This window comes from Leptospira sp. GIMC2001 (genome assembly GCF_028462125.1).
GTDB lineage: Bacteria > Spirochaetota > Leptospiria > Leptospirales > Leptospiraceae.
In genome coordinates this window covers 1,714,097-1,731,690 of sequence record NZ_CP115468.1, presented here as the reverse complement: position 1 = coordinate 1,731,690, position 17,594 = coordinate 1,714,097, and the positions used below count along the sequence as shown (strand labels likewise).

The 17,594-nt window shown below is 32.4% G+C and carries 18 protein-coding genes and 1 pseudogene; 9 read left to right on the top strand and 10 right to left on the bottom strand.

What is annotated here, in order from left to right:
- The first annotated feature begins 1 nt into the window (after position 1).
- The 4 genes from O4O04_RS09365 (at position 2) to O4O04_RS09350 (ending at position 3,475) form a co-directional block, all read left to right on the top strand.
- The gene (locus O4O04_RS09365; protein WP_272535627.1) at positions 2–481 is read left to right on the top strand and encodes a HipA N-terminal domain-containing protein; all 480 of its coding nucleotides are present in this window, start codon (positions 2–4) and stop codon (positions 479–481) included.
- Between the two features lie 68 nt (positions 482–549).
- Entirely contained in the window at positions 550–1,806 is a 1,257-nt protein-coding gene (locus O4O04_RS09360) for an IS256 family transposase (protein ID WP_272532316.1), read from the top strand.
- A 17-nt stretch (positions 1,807–1,823) separates the two neighbouring features.
- Entirely contained in the window at positions 1,824–2,672 is an 849-nt protein-coding gene (locus O4O04_RS09355) for a type II toxin-antitoxin system HipA family toxin (protein WP_272535626.1), read from the top strand.
- A 143-nt stretch (positions 2,673–2,815) separates the two neighbouring features.
- On the top strand, positions 2,816–3,475 hold the full coding sequence (locus O4O04_RS09350) for an HAD family hydrolase (protein WP_272535625.1): 660 nt from the start codon (positions 2,816–2,818) through the stop codon (positions 3,473–3,475).
- Here the strand turns inward: O4O04_RS09350 and O4O04_RS09345 are convergent.
- A complete protein-coding gene (locus O4O04_RS09345; protein WP_272535624.1) occupies positions 3,459–3,902 on the bottom strand; it encodes a hypothetical protein in 444 nt (147 codons plus the stop codon). The genes O4O04_RS09350 and O4O04_RS09345 overlap by 17 nt on opposite strands.
- Positions 3,903–4,545: 643 nt before the next feature.
- Here O4O04_RS09345 and O4O04_RS09340 point away from each other — a divergent pair.
- Entirely contained in the window at positions 4,546–4,935 is a 390-nt protein-coding gene (locus O4O04_RS09340) for a hypothetical protein (RefSeq protein ID WP_272535622.1), read from the top strand.
- Between the two features lie 625 nt (positions 4,936–5,560).
- On the opposite strand, the gene O4O04_RS09335 is transcribed toward O4O04_RS09340, so the two are convergent.
- The 3 genes from O4O04_RS09335 to O4O04_RS09330 form a co-directional block, all read right to left on the bottom strand.
- Positions 5,561–6,736: a hypothetical protein gene (locus O4O04_RS09335; protein WP_272535621.1), complete on the bottom strand. Its 1,176-nt coding sequence runs from the start codon at positions 6,734–6,736 to the stop codon at positions 5,561–5,563.
- Positions 6,736–7,056 (bottom strand): DUF2085 domain-containing protein, encoded by a 321-nt coding sequence (locus tag O4O04_RS20475; RefSeq protein ID WP_442915958.1) that lies wholly within the window; start codon positions 7,054–7,056, stop codon positions 6,736–6,738. Before O4O04_RS20475 ends, O4O04_RS09335 begins: the two co-directional genes overlap by 1 nt.
- A 62-nt stretch (positions 7,057–7,118) precedes the next feature.
- Positions 7,119–7,484, bottom strand: a complete 366-nt coding sequence (locus O4O04_RS09330) for a hypothetical protein (protein ID WP_272535619.1) — start codon at positions 7,482–7,484, stop codon at positions 7,119–7,121.
- Between the two features lie 118 nt (positions 7,485–7,602).
- Here O4O04_RS09330 and O4O04_RS09325 point away from each other — a divergent pair, with 118 nt between their 5' ends.
- The 3 genes from O4O04_RS09325 to O4O04_RS09315 all read left to right on the top strand — a co-directional run bounded on the left by O4O04_RS09325 (position 7,603) and on the right by O4O04_RS09315 (position 12,521).
- Complete coding sequence (locus tag O4O04_RS09325; protein WP_272535618.1) at positions 7,603–7,887, top strand: helix-turn-helix domain-containing protein; 285 nt, start codon at positions 7,603–7,605, stop codon at positions 7,885–7,887.
- An 846-nt stretch (positions 7,888–8,733) separates the two neighbouring features.
- Positions 8,734–11,094 (top strand): hypothetical protein, encoded by a 2,361-nt coding sequence (locus O4O04_RS09320; RefSeq protein WP_272535617.1) that lies wholly within the window; start codon positions 8,734–8,736, stop codon positions 11,092–11,094.
- 149 nt (positions 11,095–11,243) lie between these two features.
- Positions 11,244–12,521, top strand: coding sequence for a reverse transcriptase/maturase family protein (locus tag O4O04_RS09315; protein WP_272535616.1), 1,278 nt, complete (start codon positions 11,244–11,246; stop codon positions 12,519–12,521).
- 125 nt (positions 12,522–12,646) lie between these two features.
- Here the strand turns inward: O4O04_RS09315 and O4O04_RS09310 are convergent, their stop codons facing one another.
- Positions 12,647–12,832, bottom strand: coding sequence for a ribbon-helix-helix domain-containing protein (locus tag O4O04_RS09310; protein ID WP_272535614.1), 186 nt, complete (start codon positions 12,830–12,832; stop codon positions 12,647–12,649).
- Positions 12,829–13,689 (bottom strand): tyrosine-type recombinase/integrase, encoded by an 861-nt coding sequence (locus tag O4O04_RS09305; protein ID WP_272535612.1) that lies wholly within the window; start codon positions 13,687–13,689, stop codon positions 12,829–12,831. Before O4O04_RS09305 ends, O4O04_RS09310 begins: the two co-directional genes overlap by 4 nt.
- A gap of 195 nt (positions 13,690–13,884) precedes the next feature.
- Here O4O04_RS09305 and O4O04_RS20415 point away from each other — a divergent pair.
- A pseudogene (locus O4O04_RS20415) lies at positions 13,885–14,244 on the top strand (integrase core domain-containing protein); the annotation flags it as partial.
- A 308-nt stretch (positions 14,245–14,552) separates the two neighbouring features.
- On the opposite strand, the gene O4O04_RS09300 reads toward O4O04_RS20415, so the two are convergent.
- From O4O04_RS09300 to O4O04_RS09285, 4 genes are all read right to left on the bottom strand, one after another.
- Positions 14,553–14,828, bottom strand: coding sequence for a hypothetical protein (locus tag O4O04_RS09300; RefSeq protein ID WP_272535611.1), 276 nt, complete (start codon positions 14,826–14,828; stop codon positions 14,553–14,555).
- 5 nt (positions 14,829–14,833) lie between these two features.
- A complete protein-coding gene (locus O4O04_RS09295; protein WP_272535609.1) occupies positions 14,834–15,490 on the bottom strand; it encodes a hypothetical protein in 657 nt (218 codons plus the stop codon).
- A 167-nt stretch (positions 15,491–15,657) separates the two neighbouring features.
- Positions 15,658–15,969 (bottom strand): hypothetical protein, encoded by a 312-nt coding sequence (locus O4O04_RS09290; RefSeq protein ID WP_272535608.1) that lies wholly within the window; start codon positions 15,967–15,969, stop codon positions 15,658–15,660.
- Positions 15,966–17,594: RHS repeat domain-containing protein (locus O4O04_RS09285; RefSeq protein WP_272535606.1), on the bottom strand; the 1,629-nt coding region annotated here is incomplete at its 5' end. The genes O4O04_RS09285 and O4O04_RS09290, both read right to left, overlap by 4 nt.

Here is a 17,594-nt window from a genome sequence, read left to right as displayed (position 1 = left end):
AATGAATGCTCCAGTTGTAGTTAAATTATGGGGAGAACGAGTTGGTGCTCTCCTATGGGATTCTACAAGTGGTTATGCAACTTTTGAATATGATAAAGAGTTTGTGAAATCGGGCTTAGAAGTAAGCCCATTAATGGTTCCCCTTTCAAATAAAATCTATCAATTCCCTACCCTTAAAAGTACAAAAACTTTTCAAGGACTTCCCGGCTTCATAGCAGACAGCTTACCTGAAAAATATGGAAATCGACTACTAGATACATTCCTAGCACGTCATGGAAAAAAACTGCAAGATCTAACACCTTTAGAAAGGTTATGTTATATTAGCACACGAGGAATGGGTGCTCTTGAATACGAACCTGATTTTGAAACTAGAAAGTTAAATACTCCTATTCATTTCGAAGTCAGTGATTTAGTTGAGTTGGCTCAATCTGCATTAAACGAAGGAGAAGCTTTTAATAGAGCTAGACTCAAAAACCGTTAGGAATTGAAAAAAGCGGAACCCGTCCATAATATAGTTTTGGACAACAAAATCATAAAGGGGTTCCACCAATGAAAAATAAAAACACAACCACATCGAATAGTCAATCGAATATTGATAGTTTTCGATCTTTTTTAAAATCAAACATAGAAACTGAAATCCGAAAAAAATCCTTAGAATTTATCCAAGAGATCATGGAAGAGGAAATCGAAGCCCTATGCGGAAAAAGATTTAGCCGTAAAGTAGAAGAAAGTCTAGCATATCGTGCAGGTTCAGAGAATGTTTTTGTTCCAATATTGGGTCAGAAACATAAAATCAAAAAACCAAGAGTCAGAAAATCTGGACAAGAAGTTTTACTAGAAAGCTATGCAAATTTAAAATCCGAAGCAGATCTTGGAGAAATTGTTTTCAAACTGATGGTATCTGGTCTAACGACACGGCGATTTAGAGAATGCTTGAAAGATGTATCTGAGCAACTTGGAGTTTCAAAATCAAAGATATCCAGAGAATTTGTAAATGCTTCTAGAGCACATTTTAACAAACTGAATACGAGAAAATTTCCAGGCAAAGAATTCTTTTCCATTTTCATTGATGGTATTCATGTAGCGGATGAAGTGATAGTAGTTGTATTAGGTGTAGATAAAGAAGGACACAAGCATTTTTTGTCGGTGGTACAAGGCTCAAGTGAACATTCTGAAATAGTATTATCTGCTTTAAGGAAACTACAAGATCGTGAAATTTCACTTACTGAACGGGTTTTGGTTGTCTCAGATGGTTCAAAAGGAATTGAGAAAGGCATTAAGCAATACTTTGGTGAAAACTATGATCACCAAAGGTGTATTTTACATAAAATGAGAAATATAAAAGCGTGCTTGCCCAAAGAATATCATGATGAATTTCAAATTGAATATAAAGCAATTTTCAATTTGAATGAATACTCGAAGGCTAAAGAATCTTTGAAAGCAATGGAACATTGGTTAGGGAATATCAGTGAAACAGCTAAGATGAGTCTGTTAGAAGGTCAAGACAATCTATTGACTTGTCATAGAATCCAATTACCAATCGAAATTCGAAAAACATTTCAATCAACGAATCCCATTGATTCAGCCTTTTCACATCCAAGATTTCAAATGAACCGAGTAAAAAGGTGGCGTAAAAATCGAGACATGACAACACGATGGACAGCAGCTCTCCTATATGCACAAGAGCTTCATTTCAGAAAAGTAAAAGGATACAAAGAAATAGAAAAATTTCTATCCAATTATTTAGCCAATAAAAAAGTAATTGAAGAAAACTTTACAGAGATGAATATATCTTTATCCGCCTAATTGATTTCTAACGGTTTTTGGGACAATCTCCTTTTAATACAAATATCAATGAGAAAGGAATAGATACATTAATATCTGTAGGTACTAGTGCTGGAGGAGCGAAAGCAAAAGCTATTATAGCAATTAATGATGACACTAAACAAGTTTTATCAGGTCAGACAAATGTTCCTGAAGGTTTTGAGCATTGGATAATAAAATTTGATGAATTTGAGAATGAAGAGCATGCCACATCAAAACAAATAGGTAGAATTGAATATGCTTACAACGAAATGGCATATGAAGCAGGCATTAACGTAATGGAATTTCGGTTGTTACAAGATGGTGAAAAAGCACATTTTATGACAAAACGTTTTGATCGAATTGATGGGAATGAAAAAGTTCATGTTTTAACTTTTGCTGGAATGACGCATTTAGATAGAGATCCCCCAGGAAATTTTGGCTATGAAAGAATCTTTCAAACAATTCGGGATTTAAAACTTTCTCAAGTAGATTTAAATGAAATGTATAAGCGTATGGTTTTTAATATATGTACTAGGAACCAAGATGATCATACAAAAAATCATGCATTTTTAATGTTTGGAAATGGTGAATGGCAATTAACTCCAGCATATGATTTGTGCTTCAGTTATAAACCGGGGAATAAATTCATCGAACAACATCAAATGTCTTGTAACGGAAAAAGGGGAAATTTTACACTAGATGACTTACTACAAGCCGCAAAAGCTGCTGATATCAAAAAACCAAAAGAAATAATCAAAGAGGTTGAGGAAGCTATTCTAAAATGGTCAGAAATTGCGGCTAAAATTGGCTTACAAGAAATTCAAATTAATCATATTAAAAATCTTCATAAGTTATTTCTAAATTGAAACTTAATACAATTTGTTTTTTCTTTAAATAGCTATGGCTTTATTAGGAATGATTCCCTTCCCTTCTACCTTAAAAATAATTTTGAGTCTAAGAAATTTCCGTAATGCTATTTTGTCTTACATATGTTTGCTACGAATAATCAATGAATAGAAAATATAAAACCTTAATCTTTGATTATGATGACACTCTTGTCCAAACTAGAGAAATTCGATATAAAACTATAAAGAGAATATATAGTGAAGTATTTAAATGCAATATTTCAGATAAAGAAATTGACTTGGCTTGGGGTTTGCCAGCCGATAAATTCTTATTAAAATTATTTGGTAAATTTACCACTGATTTGAATTACTTATGGGAGATTTACAATAAATACAAACAAGCCGATCTAAATCGACCCCATGCGAATGCTTTTAATTTTGTTCGTGACTATCAAAAACTATTCCACTTTGGAATTCTTACATCTTCCAGCTTCAATGTTGTAATGAATGAATTAAAAGATATGAAAATTGATCAAAATCTTTTCTTTAATATTCAAGGGGCTGAGCATACATCAGTTCATAAGCCACATCCTGATGTTTTCATACCTACTTTTGAAATTCTTTCCAAGAAAGAAATTAATAAGCATGAGATTTTATATATCGGTGATTCTCCTGCTGATTACCACTCTGCAATTAATTTTGGTCTACATTTTCTAGGTATTGCACATGATGATAGGCATTTGAATTTTTTTCGTGATCTAAATATCAACTATATACGCAGTTTTTTTGAACTAGAATCAATTATATTTAATTTAAAAGCTTAATATTTCCTGTCCCTCCTTTCCTGTCCCTTCGGTACCGTCCCATGCCCACGAAGTAATCCATTTTCATTATGGAAACCCTGTTTTTTATTGATAATTTTGAGATTTTACCGGATGCAAATATTATTCTTATTGTTTTATTACTCTGTCTTAAATGCTTATAGAGAGTTCCTCCTAGATCTTTATCTAAGTATATAAGTTTATATATTTTTTCATGACTAATTTTAGTGTAGTCGTTTTCTATAAGCCTCAGTACGGATGGGATTAAACGAAAAAACTTCTTAAAAATAATTTTTCTTATGAGAGTAAAGCTATGAGCCTTTCTATAACGGTTTCCTTCCTTTCCAGAATTCCTCTGAATCTCTTTTGAGATTTTGGATTTATTCTTTCCTATACTGTCCGCTATATCTTGAAGTGTTAATTTATTCAATGTTACGGAGAACCATATCGAAAATCCTATAAGATTTATATCATCTTTTTTTTGAAGCTGGCTGGAATCAGGTTAAGGACGAGAAAATACGGAAAGCAAAGAGTTCCGTATTTTTCAATTTGCATTTCTGACGTAAAAAGAATGTTATGTTTCGATCTTCGACGCAGCGAAAATGATGCGGAATTAAATATACTTCAAAAATGGTTATGAATTAAACCTAGTCATTCTGGATCGGAGTTTCAAGTAATTCATTCAAATCGTCTTTTACCTAGATGTCGAGATAAGTCTTCTACATTGTTAATTGGAAATATGCGATTATGGTTAAACATTGAGTCGGAAATTACCTCGCTATTGATTTAAGCAATTTGCAAATTTAAGGGTCACAGTTGCCAGACTGTATCTTCGGTCGTAAAAGTAATGATGCTAAAATGGTCTTGATATCAGAAAATCAAAATGAAAAAAGGAAATCCTTAGAAAAAGTAAGATATTCGCCAATGGATTACATTTTTGTTTGCAGATTTGAAATCGATTCATCTTTTTCCTCAAATAAGTTAGTAATGCATTTAGGGTAGGATATATTCATAAATATGTAGAACAAAGGTCTATCCGATTACTAATTAAGAAAGTAGAGGAGCTTAATTTTATGTTTTACACTTGGTTTACAGAAAAAAATAATCTCAGAATAAATTCGGGATCTGGATACATTTCACCGATGGAAGCGGAGAAACTCATAGAGGAAATGACTTGCCATTTTATTACCATTACTTATCTGAATGCGATAGATAACATCTTAATCGAAAATAAGGATATCTTTTTGTTAAATGAGTATCTCACTGAATGTTCGTCCCATCCGATATTTACAGATTTTGTTTCTAATATTCAAAAGAGGAAATTTAATTTCCTACCTAAGCACTCTTTCAAAGAGTTGTGTTTTATTTTAGGTGGTTTTTACTTTGAAAGATATTCTAATTTTGAAACAGGGATTCAAGATAGATTAAATAATCTATATGATATACTATCGAAAAGTATATAATTGAGCAAAAATAGTTTCGATTTCATATAATTACATGTGGGATCAAAAAAACCATGAAAACATTTGAACAAAAGTTTTTTTAGTGAAATCAAAATTATTTAAACATGAAACTGATCAAAATAAAACTAAAGTTTGGAAGCTCAAATCGTTGTCATGAACTGATTACGAAAAGGTAGAGAGATTATTTGTCCGAACTTGAAGAACTTGGGTAAATTAATTTTTACCCTGAGATTTTGGATGGAGAGTAATTATGAATAGATAATATATACGTACCGACAACCGTAAAGTTCGTTCTCAAACATATCCGTAGATTGTTTCAACAACTTCAATCTCGATTTAATTTTCACAGATATGTTATAATCTCTCTGTCTATCATCATCCTTGTAGATTTCATGAAGATAAGAATAGAATACAACTTCCCCACACTTCATCTTTATTTATTTTAATTTAAAGTCTGGGTGGCTATACAATAACATGCGTAATAATTTATCAATAAATCTCCCAATAGGATCAAAGTTGTTCTCTACACCAGTGAACCCTTCTTCAATACTTTTCTTGTTTCAATTGTTTAGTTCGATACATGTCATATCTATTTCTCATTTAGATTAATAAATTTTAAATGAATTTATTGTTTCCAATATGACTTTCCTGAGTAAGAGGAATAAATTCTATAATTTAAAACTTTTAGTTTAATCTGCCTGTACGTGATATTTTTTTCAATAGTGTAAGGTAACTCAGCTTTGTAATTTATTTTATATTGCTCATAATTTTCTTCATTTAGTATCCTAGCATATCTAGGAAAATATGCCTTCTCTTTCTTTGTGATTACTTCATAATCAGCTATACATTCTACGTTATCGAAATCTAATATCTCCTCATATTTTTCAACATCTACCTTTAAAACTATCGGTGGAGAGAATATTCTTTGAAATCCTCCATCATACTCACTTTGTATATATAGATTAAATGCTCTCTTTTTAGTATCATAATCACTAAAAATCGGTTTTGCTTGAAAAATAAGAAATTTTTTAGATTTTAATGGTTGCAGATCCTTATATTTTTTCTCAAATTCTGATAGGCGAAGATTTTCATTTTCTGGTGTTGCTCTAAATTGCAAATCTGGATCAGCTAATACATTGAAATAAAGGAAAGAGAAATCTTTTTCATTTTCTTTCACTCTTAAATCTAATATTTTCTCAGGACTATATTTCCTCACTAACTTTTCATCAGCCAAATCGTTTTGACCACTTTCACTTGCTATAAATTCTTGAAACTTTTTTAAAGAATCATCTCCGATTAATACGTAAGCGAACCCCCAGTCAGTGAAAACTTGCTCTTTTTTTATCACACGTGATAAATCATGACCTTTTGATTCTGCATTTTTTGTGAACATATCAATCAAAGGCTTACCTTGAAATGTTTTAAAATTCAAACTTCCGTCAGTCATAATCTTCTTATCGTATAAAGAATTTACTCTTCCAGACCATCCATCTACCAGGTGTGTAGATAAACTATATTTTTCTTCACCACATAAAATAAAAGTTGATCCAAAAGAATCTAGAACATCCCATTCTTTACAATTCGATAGAGATTCAAAATCAGTTTTAACTGAGCCATCTTCCTCGAGGAGCAAATAGAAAACTTTACCATACTCTTTAAGAGAAAGAAAATAGATCGGTGTTCCAATAATTTTAAGTACCGGATGATTTAATTTTCTTAAATTTTCTAAATTGGTAGCACAATTTAAAGAAAGTAGAATTAAAATTAAAGTGCATAATTGCCTATGTAAATTTAGATTCATTAATATTCTCCTATTTTTAATAAATTCCATACTAATATAAAGATATTGCTTAATATAAATATATATCCATAGCCCAACATTGATCCGGTTATTATTCTTCTCTGATTATTGGATGAAATGCCTAAGTACTGTTGAAAACACCAATCGATTATCGCTGGAATAACAAGGACAAAAGCATAATAAAATTCTACTTTACTTTGAGTAAAAAATAACATGATGAAAGCCACTACTTGCCCAATGAAAACACCAGTACACCTAGCACATACGGGAAACTGAGTATCCTTATAAAAAAAACTTCTCTCTGGAAGTTGGTGGCACATAAAAGGAAAGTATGATAATTTGATCCTAGTATAATTAAAAAATTTAGTTAAAAGCACTGTAATTATTTCTTGATAATCGTTGTTTTAGTTTTTCCTGATCCACATAAACCACAAAGTAAGCCCATGGGTCCTAAAATAGGTGCTAACAATGTAAATCCGAAACAGGCTTTTAGAAAGCTAAAACCTTTCGTTTCTGATAAAATAGTTATATTTTCATTAAGATTGGAATCTACGGGATTATCTTTGATATTTGAAGATATTGGATCTGGAGCTTGAACCGCTACTCTGAGATCTGCAAGATTCTTAATTTTCTTTTTATGGGATGTCATAAAACAAGAAACGCAGATTTTTGCACCTTCAAATAGCGTTCTTGAAGTATTCCAAAAAGTTAGTTCTCCATTACACGAGGGACAATAGTTTTTACTCATATACCTGACCTTATGTAAAAGGATTTAAAGTTCTAAATAAAAGTCAACACTATTACGTCTTTTTTATCGTGATATTCATATCGTGGCTAATTTAACAGATATGCATTAAAATTTAAATGTGGCTGAAAATTACGATAAAATACTTGTAGAAATTACAGAAAAAATTAGAAAAGTTCGCGAAGATAGAGACATGAGTCAAGAATCTGTCTCTGGTATGGAGCTAAGTGTCCGAAACTATCAGAAAATAGAATCTGGTAAAGGTATGCCGTCACTAAAATCCCTTCTTATTATTGCTGATGCTCTAGGAATTCATCCCAAAGAGTTACTAGATGTTCCAGGATTATCAAGTCGTCCAATAAAGAAAAAATTTCAAACTCGAAAGAGAACAATTAAAAAGAGTTAATATTTTAATAACTCTTAATTGAATCTATCTGTTTTTTGTCTCCAATTCATTAAACTATGCGAAAACATAAGAAAGTAAATTTAAAATTCTTTTAATATTAATTTAATTTTATACTATACTATGTCCTTATAAAAACCTCATTCATTTATTTAAAGCTCACTAAAGTTAATATTTATATATTATTTTATTTATTTTATTATAGCAAGCGCTATGCTTTTTTTTCATAAATCTATAATTTTATTTTTGACAAAAATAACGATTGAAAATACATTGAAAATTAGTGACATTCGTCGCTAGGACGCATTTTTTAATTCGCCCCGTTCACCTTAGAACTTTTAGTTCTCTTAGAATGATTAAAACCAAATTCTATGTCAAGGGGTGAGGTATGTACCAACTCAAATAAAAGTTTTCAATCTAGAAGATGATTTAGGTCAGCTTAGATGGCATTTTAAAGAGAGTTTGGAGGTTAATTCTACCTATGTACGCTCATGGGATATGAATCTAGACTCTGCTCTTAAAGAAATTTACACCATACACATAAAATAATTACCTTTTGGAGGTAGTTATTAATGGCAGCTAACGCAAAATCAGTGTATTTTCCGAACTAAATGACTAGGCACCATCGTGTCTAGCAGTTTGGAGACTACTAATTTACTGGATGGATTTTCTAATTTGAATGAAGAGCTGATTTTCATTGTTAATAACAAAATACATCCTCCTTCTTTGCTTTTGAATCGATGAATCGATTCCTGAGCCAAGAGAATTCTTTAAATATGTGGGCTTCTGGAATCTTGTCAGTCGCCCGATTTAAAATTTTTAAAATTATATAACCTGTAGGCCACAACTATGTCCACAACATTATTAACAAATGGTTCATTTAAACCACTAGATAAAAACGAAGCAACTAAAAGCTTTTATATAAACCCCGCGATTACAGGTTCAGAGTCGAACTTTGATGAGAACTATGACTTTGATAGAGCCGTAATGATTAATCAAAATCATAGTAGCTTAAATAACCTAATTAATAAGGCGAATACGGTAGCTGAAGTATACAAAGGGATATATATACCATATTTTATTACTTTCAGATCAGAATTTATCTCTGGTTATGGTTATCTCGATCATAATCAACTAAAAGAGGTTATTCAAGATACGTTTAGAGAATTAGATATCCTTTATTTTCAAGGTTCTCAAAGAAAAGGACTCTCATTCGTAAAATACACATTTCCAGGATTTGAGAATAAGGATAAAAAATACCTTCCCCATTTCCATACACTCATCTATTTACCAAGGAACCGAAGTCTCATAATCGCACTGGAAGCTATTTATAAATCTAGTATCAAAAAATTTGCTGAAAAAAATGAAATTATGGCTGAATCTTTGTTTTGGAGTAAGTATTATACTTCAGATACCAATAACTTTTTTAAGTATTGCGAAAGACAAGAATTGAATGATTTAAGAGGAATTGATAAACTAGATATTCAATTATCTTGTTTTTTGGGCTATAGTGCTGGAAGTCGCAAATTACCTAATATTTCTGATAGAAATGATGTTGATTTAAATTTACTCTATAATTATCACAAAGAAAAATATGAATCATTTGCTACTAGAATACGAACCAGAAAAAAAGCACTCGGATATGGTTTAAAACTTGAAGATCTTTTATTACCTCCAGATCTTACATCTTCTATTAAACGAAATGGTTTAATTTCATTTCAAAGAGAAAAATTATCGAGTATAAGAAAAATATTAAGTAGAATATTCAAAAATGTTTTTCATTCAAATGATAATCTTGTTCACCTTATCAATGCGAAAACTGGAGTTGGTAAAACGAAATTATTGGAAAAAATACCAACAATGCTAAATGATAAAGTGAAGCGAGTTTTGATAGTTTGTCTACGTATCGATAATATTGATTCAATACGTGTAGGTCACGCCTATCCGAATCGTCCTGATATTCTTGATATCGATGATAGAATAGTGAAGATAAAAGGATTATCTCGAAGACGTTATTATGCGGAATTAAAAAGAAGGAATCCTGATGATCCACGAGTTATTGCACATACAAAATTTGGTATACAGGTTGGAGAAGCACTTAACAAGTATCCGATATTAAAAATAACTCATAAGCGGTTTTTCTCTTATTTTTCCCAAGCGGACATGGAAAAATTTGACTTAATTATTTTTGATGAGTGTTTAATAAAAGCAAGATTTAATTCTGATTCTATAAAAATAAATGAAATAGAGATCCTTCTAGAAAAAATCAAATTATCTAATTTGAGTAATTCTCAGATAAAAAAATTCGAAACCTTTTGTAAACGAGTAAAGAAAACAAAATCTGGTTACATTACTAGAATTCCAAAGTTTAGTGAAGAATTACTAGAAAAAGTGGAAAATATTATTGATGAATTTCAAGAATTGAAAGCATTTCAGTATCTAAGCAAAGAAGATACTGCTCTTAGTAATATATCCGAGAAGCTTAATTATTTTTTAAATAGTAGATATTTTACGCGGGTTGGCAACTCTATAGAATTCATTAAGACTTTTGATTTTCCAAATAAAAAGATAATAATTTTATCTGGCACACCTTCCGAAACTATCTATTCTCAATTATTTGGAGAAAGATTTGTTCACTATGAATTACCAATACCAAAAATTAGAGCCAAAATAAGACAATTCGGTGACTTTAGTTTTTCTAAATATAATATAAAGAAAAACGATAATCAATATAAAAGTGTAATCAATAAATATAAAAAATTAGGTTATGCTATAATAACTTACAAGAATAAGGAATTAGAAATTGATTTGAACCTAGGAGCTACGGAATCTAGCAATGTACTAATCGGACGAAATATACTAATAGCAGGTACTATGAATCCTCCAGTCCATTATATCCGTTTGATTTCAGCCGAGCTTAATCTTCCATATAAAACGATCAAAGATTATGATAAATGTAAATCGGAAATGCATACATATAAAGGGATTACTTTTCCTTATTTAGCCGTATCAGAAAATATTACAATTAGGAACATACAATTTGATTTCACTTCAGCTATATTAGAACAGGCTGTCGGAAGAGGAAGATGGAGTGGATATAAAGTTGATATCGTTATATATTCCAATTTTCCATGCATACATGCTAATTATTATGTAGATGATGATTATAATTTGAAAAATTTTGTTAAAATTAAAGCTCCTTTAATGTAATATTTTAATTTAACATTTATTTTTTCAAAAATATCTACATTTTGCTTTAGTATTTTTGAGACATTTTTATCCTGTCTATTAGGGATAGGATAAAAATATTTACTGTTCGATGAAAATAAAAGGTATTATGGGGAGCATAAACTTAACAAATGAATGATTTAATGATTAATAATCTACTATCTCTTGAAGATTCATTGAAAGTAGTTAAAGCAGAATACCTTTTGCGAGGTAAGATTATAAATAATCCTGTCGAAAAGCTCCACGTTAACATGATTAAACAACTTTTATCCCTACTGAAAAGGAAAACAAAGGAGCAGAAAAATGCCATAGCTGAATGGAAAAACAATCCTTCTCTTTGTAAAGATCTGATTCTCAAGTGTAGAAGTAATAAGTATGAATTTGGTCGTGCACAGCAAACTAAAATTATTACCAGTGGAAAGGAGAGAATTATTTATTCATATCGAACGCAGGATAAGATTATTCAAAAGTACATTTCATTGATTCTAAATGAGATATTTGATGATTCCTTTTATCCAGAAAGTTTCGCATATCGTCGACGCAGAAGTATTAAGAAAGGTGTAGAGTTGATTATTTCACAGTCTAAATCTGCGAAATACTTTCTCAAACTGGATATTAATAAATGTTTTGCTTCAATTGATACAAATATGCTTCTAGGGATCATTGAAAATAGGATATCAAATCCAGACTTTCTGAGACTGATACGTAAATCCTTAAAAAGTTACAGTGTTATTGATGGGAAGAAAGTAAAGCTACCAGGCGTACCTCAAGGTAGTATACATGGTCCTGTCTTATGTAATATTTTTCTGGATCATGTGCTAGATAAACCAATGCGGAAAGAATTCCCAAATGTTCAGATGTATAGATATGCAGATGATATATTCATAACGTTCGAGGAGGATAATTATGTAAAACAAATCAATGAATGGGTAGAAAGCACCCTTAACAATTCAAACCTTCTCATATCAGAGAAAACCCCAAATATTTCGACGGATATAAGAAAGGAACAGACATTCCTAGGATATAAGTTAAAGGGTAATGAGGACGGAATCATCATAGATATACAGACAATAAGAATCAAAGCTAAGATTCTTGAACTTTGTCTACGAGATACGCCAGACAATATTACAAATTACCTGAGAAACAGATTTAAATCAACCCCGCTGTCAGACAAAACTCTTCAATCGTGGAAAAGACTATTGGAAACATTACCATCCTCTATAACTAACAATCTGAAGAGTAGAGTTGAAATTAGCCGGTTAGATTACATCATCCGCAGTATGGAATTTGATATAGACTCGTTGCTAAGAGAGATTTCATATCTACTCGCACAACTTCCGAGCAGGCGTAACCGAATAAAGATACATTACCTAGAAACTAAGGAGGAAATAAATAATAAGGTATTCTAGAAGTAAGTAGATGATTTAAACACGGATACGGACAGCAGTAAGCTCGTAATTCATAGAAAATTAGATCTATGTCTGCGAGCTTTTCTTTATTAAGAAAATACGAATAATGCCCCTCAATCTCATAACTAATAATTCTCTACAAAGTTTTTAACAATCATTTCAATCTGCCTAGTTCTTGATCTGCCCTCCTTCGTGGATATTTCATCTAAGCTATTCAACAATGGCTCAGGTAATCGTATCGATACCGCTACAGTTGGAATCAATTTAGGGTTAGTAGGTCTTCCCTTCTTTTTAGCTATAGCTTTCTTCATTTAAACAGATCCTCAGGAGTTATTTCATCATGGTTGTACATCTGCTCAGTAATCGCTGAAGAAGAGTGACCTAGATACTTCTGAACAGCTTTAACTGATCCTCTCTTTTTAATCTCGCGAGTAGCAAAGCTATGACGAAATGTATGTAATCCAATTTCTCTGTTCAGAATTCTAATTCCTAGGTCTCGGATATCTTGGTATAGCATCGCTCTATTATATTTTTTACCTTGAACTGATGTAAAAAGGTATTCATTGGAGTTAAACTCTAGCTTGATCTTATCAAAAAGTTTTTCTGGGATAAATATTCTCCTAGGCTTACTTCCCTTGCCCATAATTTGAATATAAACTATACCTTTTTGTTTTTTACAATCCTTTAGCTTGATATGAATTAATTCAGAAATACGCAATCCAGTAATAGACAAGCATTCTATTATGAGCGCATACCTTTCCCTTTTGTTACCACGATTCCATCCCCGACCTTCTATCTTTAATGTATCTTTGATGAGCTTCGAGATTTCTTTTTCAGATAAGGTCTTTTCTGAATGAATAGTTCTCTCAATTTTTGCTACTTTAATAGTTTTAGATTCTTCAACAAGTGCCGCCCTTACCCTAGAATCAAATGTCATCTTCTTAATTGCTTGGAACAATGCTGTTTTCCGAAGCGCAATTGATGCAGGAGAATAATTTCCATATCCTTTCTTCTTCGGTTGTGCTAGGAATTGCTTTATCGACTCTGGAGACAAGGTTCGACCCTCTATTCTCTGAAAGTCTAGGAATTGCTGTATAGTTGCGTTATACGCCAATGGTAAGCCCTCAGAAGTGATGCTTAGCTGATTTTCTAGCTTTTGTAAAGACATGAGTCAACTTTAAGAAATTAGATTTGAATGCCTATTAATTTATTTTATTATATTTATATTATTTTAAAACTATCATTTGATTCATTATGATAGTATTTTGACTCAAAATGAAAAATTTTGGATAATTAATAGCTTTAGCTAGTAAATATTACTCTATCAATTCGAAAAGCTATTCAATCCGATCTTTAGATCAAATATGTTATATCTGATAACGATTCACTTTTCGGTAAACGCATCACTCGTTTTCTTGGGAAAGTTAAAGTAAAACATGAGAAAGCTTCGATTCTTTCTCTTCGGTAGAACGGATACACTGAGCGTTTTGTCAAAACCTGCAAAGAAGAGTTCTTAGATTACTTTATTCCAGTCAATCAATACCTTCTAGTATCAAAGTTAGATGAATTTATTCAATTCTATAACAACCATAGAACTCATATCGCTATAAACAAGGAAACTCCCATTCCGTCTGTTATAGAGAAACCACCAGATTCTAAGTTAGTTGCGACTCCTGTATTGAATGGGCTTTATCATATTTACTCATATCAGAAAGTAGCTTAGATTCTGATTTTAGATTGAATCTTTTTTCTTATCGTATCAGGATCGCACTATATTCAAATAGAAAGGATATTTTCAATATTTTGTGATTTTCCCAATTTTTTTTATATATACTCCTGTTTTAGTTTCAATTTCAAAACGTTAATTCTTTCAAATCGAATAAATATCTACCTTAACAGACAATAAGTCCAATTATTTTTTTACGAGCCTCAGTTGTAATTTTTATCCAGCATAACTGAAAAAAATTACAATGAATTAGTTTTTACGAGGTGCTAAGTGGTGCTAAGCGAGACACACAAACTTAATTTTCCTTAATATCCTATATGAGGAATTAAGTTTGATTCTCCTTCACATTGCTTTTCTTCTTCTATTAAAGTAAGACAGTCTAGAAGAAAATAATTCTTCAAATTATCAACCGTTCTTTCTGAACGATCAGCTCCGCCATTTCTTGATATTGCCTCATAACCAAAATATCGACTGCATGCATCAAAGGATTTTCCTCTAAAAGTAATTAATCTTGAGTGGCACATATCTCTTTGTGTAGTGCAATGATTAATAAGTATTAGAATGAAAAATAACAATTTCATTTTATTCACAATTTCCACTTCCTGGCTATATTAGAATTTTTATAGCGGTTACGATTGATTCCTCTTTGTAATCGTATAATCGAATTAGCTATACTGAACAATATCATACCCATTAAAGCCATCGCCGCATCACCGACTGTTGTTCCTATTGTATTAACCGTTGCAAATAAATCCCTTGTATCTCTACAACTCCCTTTCGTTGCATTCCATTCTCGCTTATAATTTCGACTCCATGTATCATGACTAAATGATGCTGATCTTGCTTGTCCCATCCATTTAGAATTCGCCTTTCTATTCTTAGGTCTTCGAACATTAGAACCATACTGATCGTGATAAAAAGATGCTTTATCGACAGACGATCTAGCATTACCAACATTATGTGTCATGCTAAGAAAGATTGATGCATATAATATTGGATTATTGCTATTTTCATTTTCAGAAATTAGTAGCAAAGTTAATTCATCTCTGGTCAATTCTCCAAGCAGAGATGGCTCTGATCCACTCAGTGATCGTGTATAAATAAAAGTAAAAAATTCAGCTTGACTTCTTTCATTTTCTCCTTCAATATTTGTGATATAAGGGAGCAATAAAGATAAAATAGCCTGTTCTTCCTGAGGCATTTCTTTATAACAGCGACTGCCACCTCCATTATAATTTCCCATAACACCTACACCAGCGGCAAAGTTAAATCAAATCCTTTGTGTTCATCTTTCGTGGTTGTTATCCAACATAAAGGACAAAACATTCAAGGAATTATTTTTATCGAGACTTACAATAAATAATACAATTTTAACATTCGCTAAATATAAATATTTTTCTTTTAAAGTATTTACCACAATGGGTTTCTAAATTCAGGGTTTAGCATTATATTTGACTCTTTTCCACATTCGGCTTCAACAATAAATCCATAGTAACAGAGACTTAGTGCCGCTTCGTAATTCAATTCTGCATTTCTTCGAACAAATTCTGGCAGATTCTCATTCTTCGCATCTTCACCTATTCCATAAGCCATAATACATGAAATATTCCTACTTCCGTCATCCGAACTCACACCGAATTTTTCGAAACAAACCTTTCTTTCTGTCGCACAATTTAATTGAATTAGTGTCGCACATAGTAGCATAACTATTTCTTTATTCATAACTTTATTTTACCTCTGGCTTTTCTTATGTAGTACCTAGATTCTCGTATAGTCCCAAGACCAGTTAGACCATTTGCAATGCTAAATGTTATACTACCTACGGCAGCTGTTACTGCGTTACCGATTGTAGTCCCAATGGAATTGATAGTAGCGCAACCAGCTCTAGCTCTACCACAATGCCCAGCGGCTTCGTATTCCCGTTTATAATTTGAACTCCAAGAATCATGACTAAAGGCTGCGGTTTTCGCTCGCCCCATCCATTGAGAATTGGCTCTACGGTTATTCGGGTCTAATATCTTCGGACCAAAATGATCATGATGCATTGAAGCCGTGTCAATGGCTGTTTTTGGATTTAAAACTCCTGTTGTCATCATCGAATAAATTGCAAAATATATTGCAGGGTTTAGATTTGTGGTATTTTGCTCAAGAAGCAAAAACAGTTGGAGTTCCGTTCTACTCATTTTTCCAAGCGGTGAAGGTCCTTTACCTGTTAACCCTTCTATATACATCATACCCATATATAACAATGCATTTTTCTCTCCGGGATCGGCTATAGTCTGTGCTCGAAAGAAAATTAAAAATCCTAATGCATGCTTTTCATTGGGCAACTTCGAACAACTGCCTCCGCCTGTATGGTTACCTGACACTCCACCTCCGGCAGCAACGAAAGAACCTATAACTGGTCCTAAAAAAACTAACGCAAGAGCACTAAAGACATTAGCTCCACAAATATTACCACTGGGATCACGAAACGATATTGGATCTCCACTAACATACATCATACGATTCATTCCGTTCGGTTCCAGCGCATTCACTTCGGTATCATTCTGCATAAACCTACCCATAGCTGGATCGTAGTATCTTGCTTTATAATAATATAACCCTGATTCCATGTCTTCTTCCTGACCCGTGTATTTGTATTTAGATACATCGGGTCCATAACTATCAGTTCTTAGTATTTCTCCATATGGTTTGTAGGTTATATGTGATTTTCCACCCATTTCACCACCTGCGAGAACATTACCATATCCATCTGTAAGCATGGTTATGCTACCCAAATGGTCAGGATGCATAAAGAACATTCCTGGGATTCTAGCGGTTTCTTGGCTGGCACTTCCGCCACCGCCTCCACCAGATGTGGTGGTTGGTGAGTTCACACCTTGTGTATCAGCTGGGATTCCAAGTCCGAGGAGCCAAGGAGGAACTCCTTCTTCGCCAGAAGCTCCACCGTAAAATAGCGGTGAACAACTGTAGATATTGATGAAGAGGAATGGAACTAAAGCTAGTGCAGAAGCAAATCTGGAAATAACTTTGATTTCTGATGATATATTGATCGCAATATAGATCACAAGAAGCATTAATCCTATCCAGAGAAATAGTTTAACGGGTGCAACAACTGTATAACCCGCACGAAGGATTGAAACTGTCGGTATTCCATCCAATACAAGTGTTAGATCACGTTTGACTTCATTGTATCCGACCATCATAATGTACGCAAGATCTTGTTCATTCTGTTCGGATAGAGAATCATTGATCGCTACTTCATTTAATAGATTGGCATCAGGTCTTGTGTATTGAGATACCAAATCTCCGGATATTCCTGAGATGAATAAGGTATGTCTCTC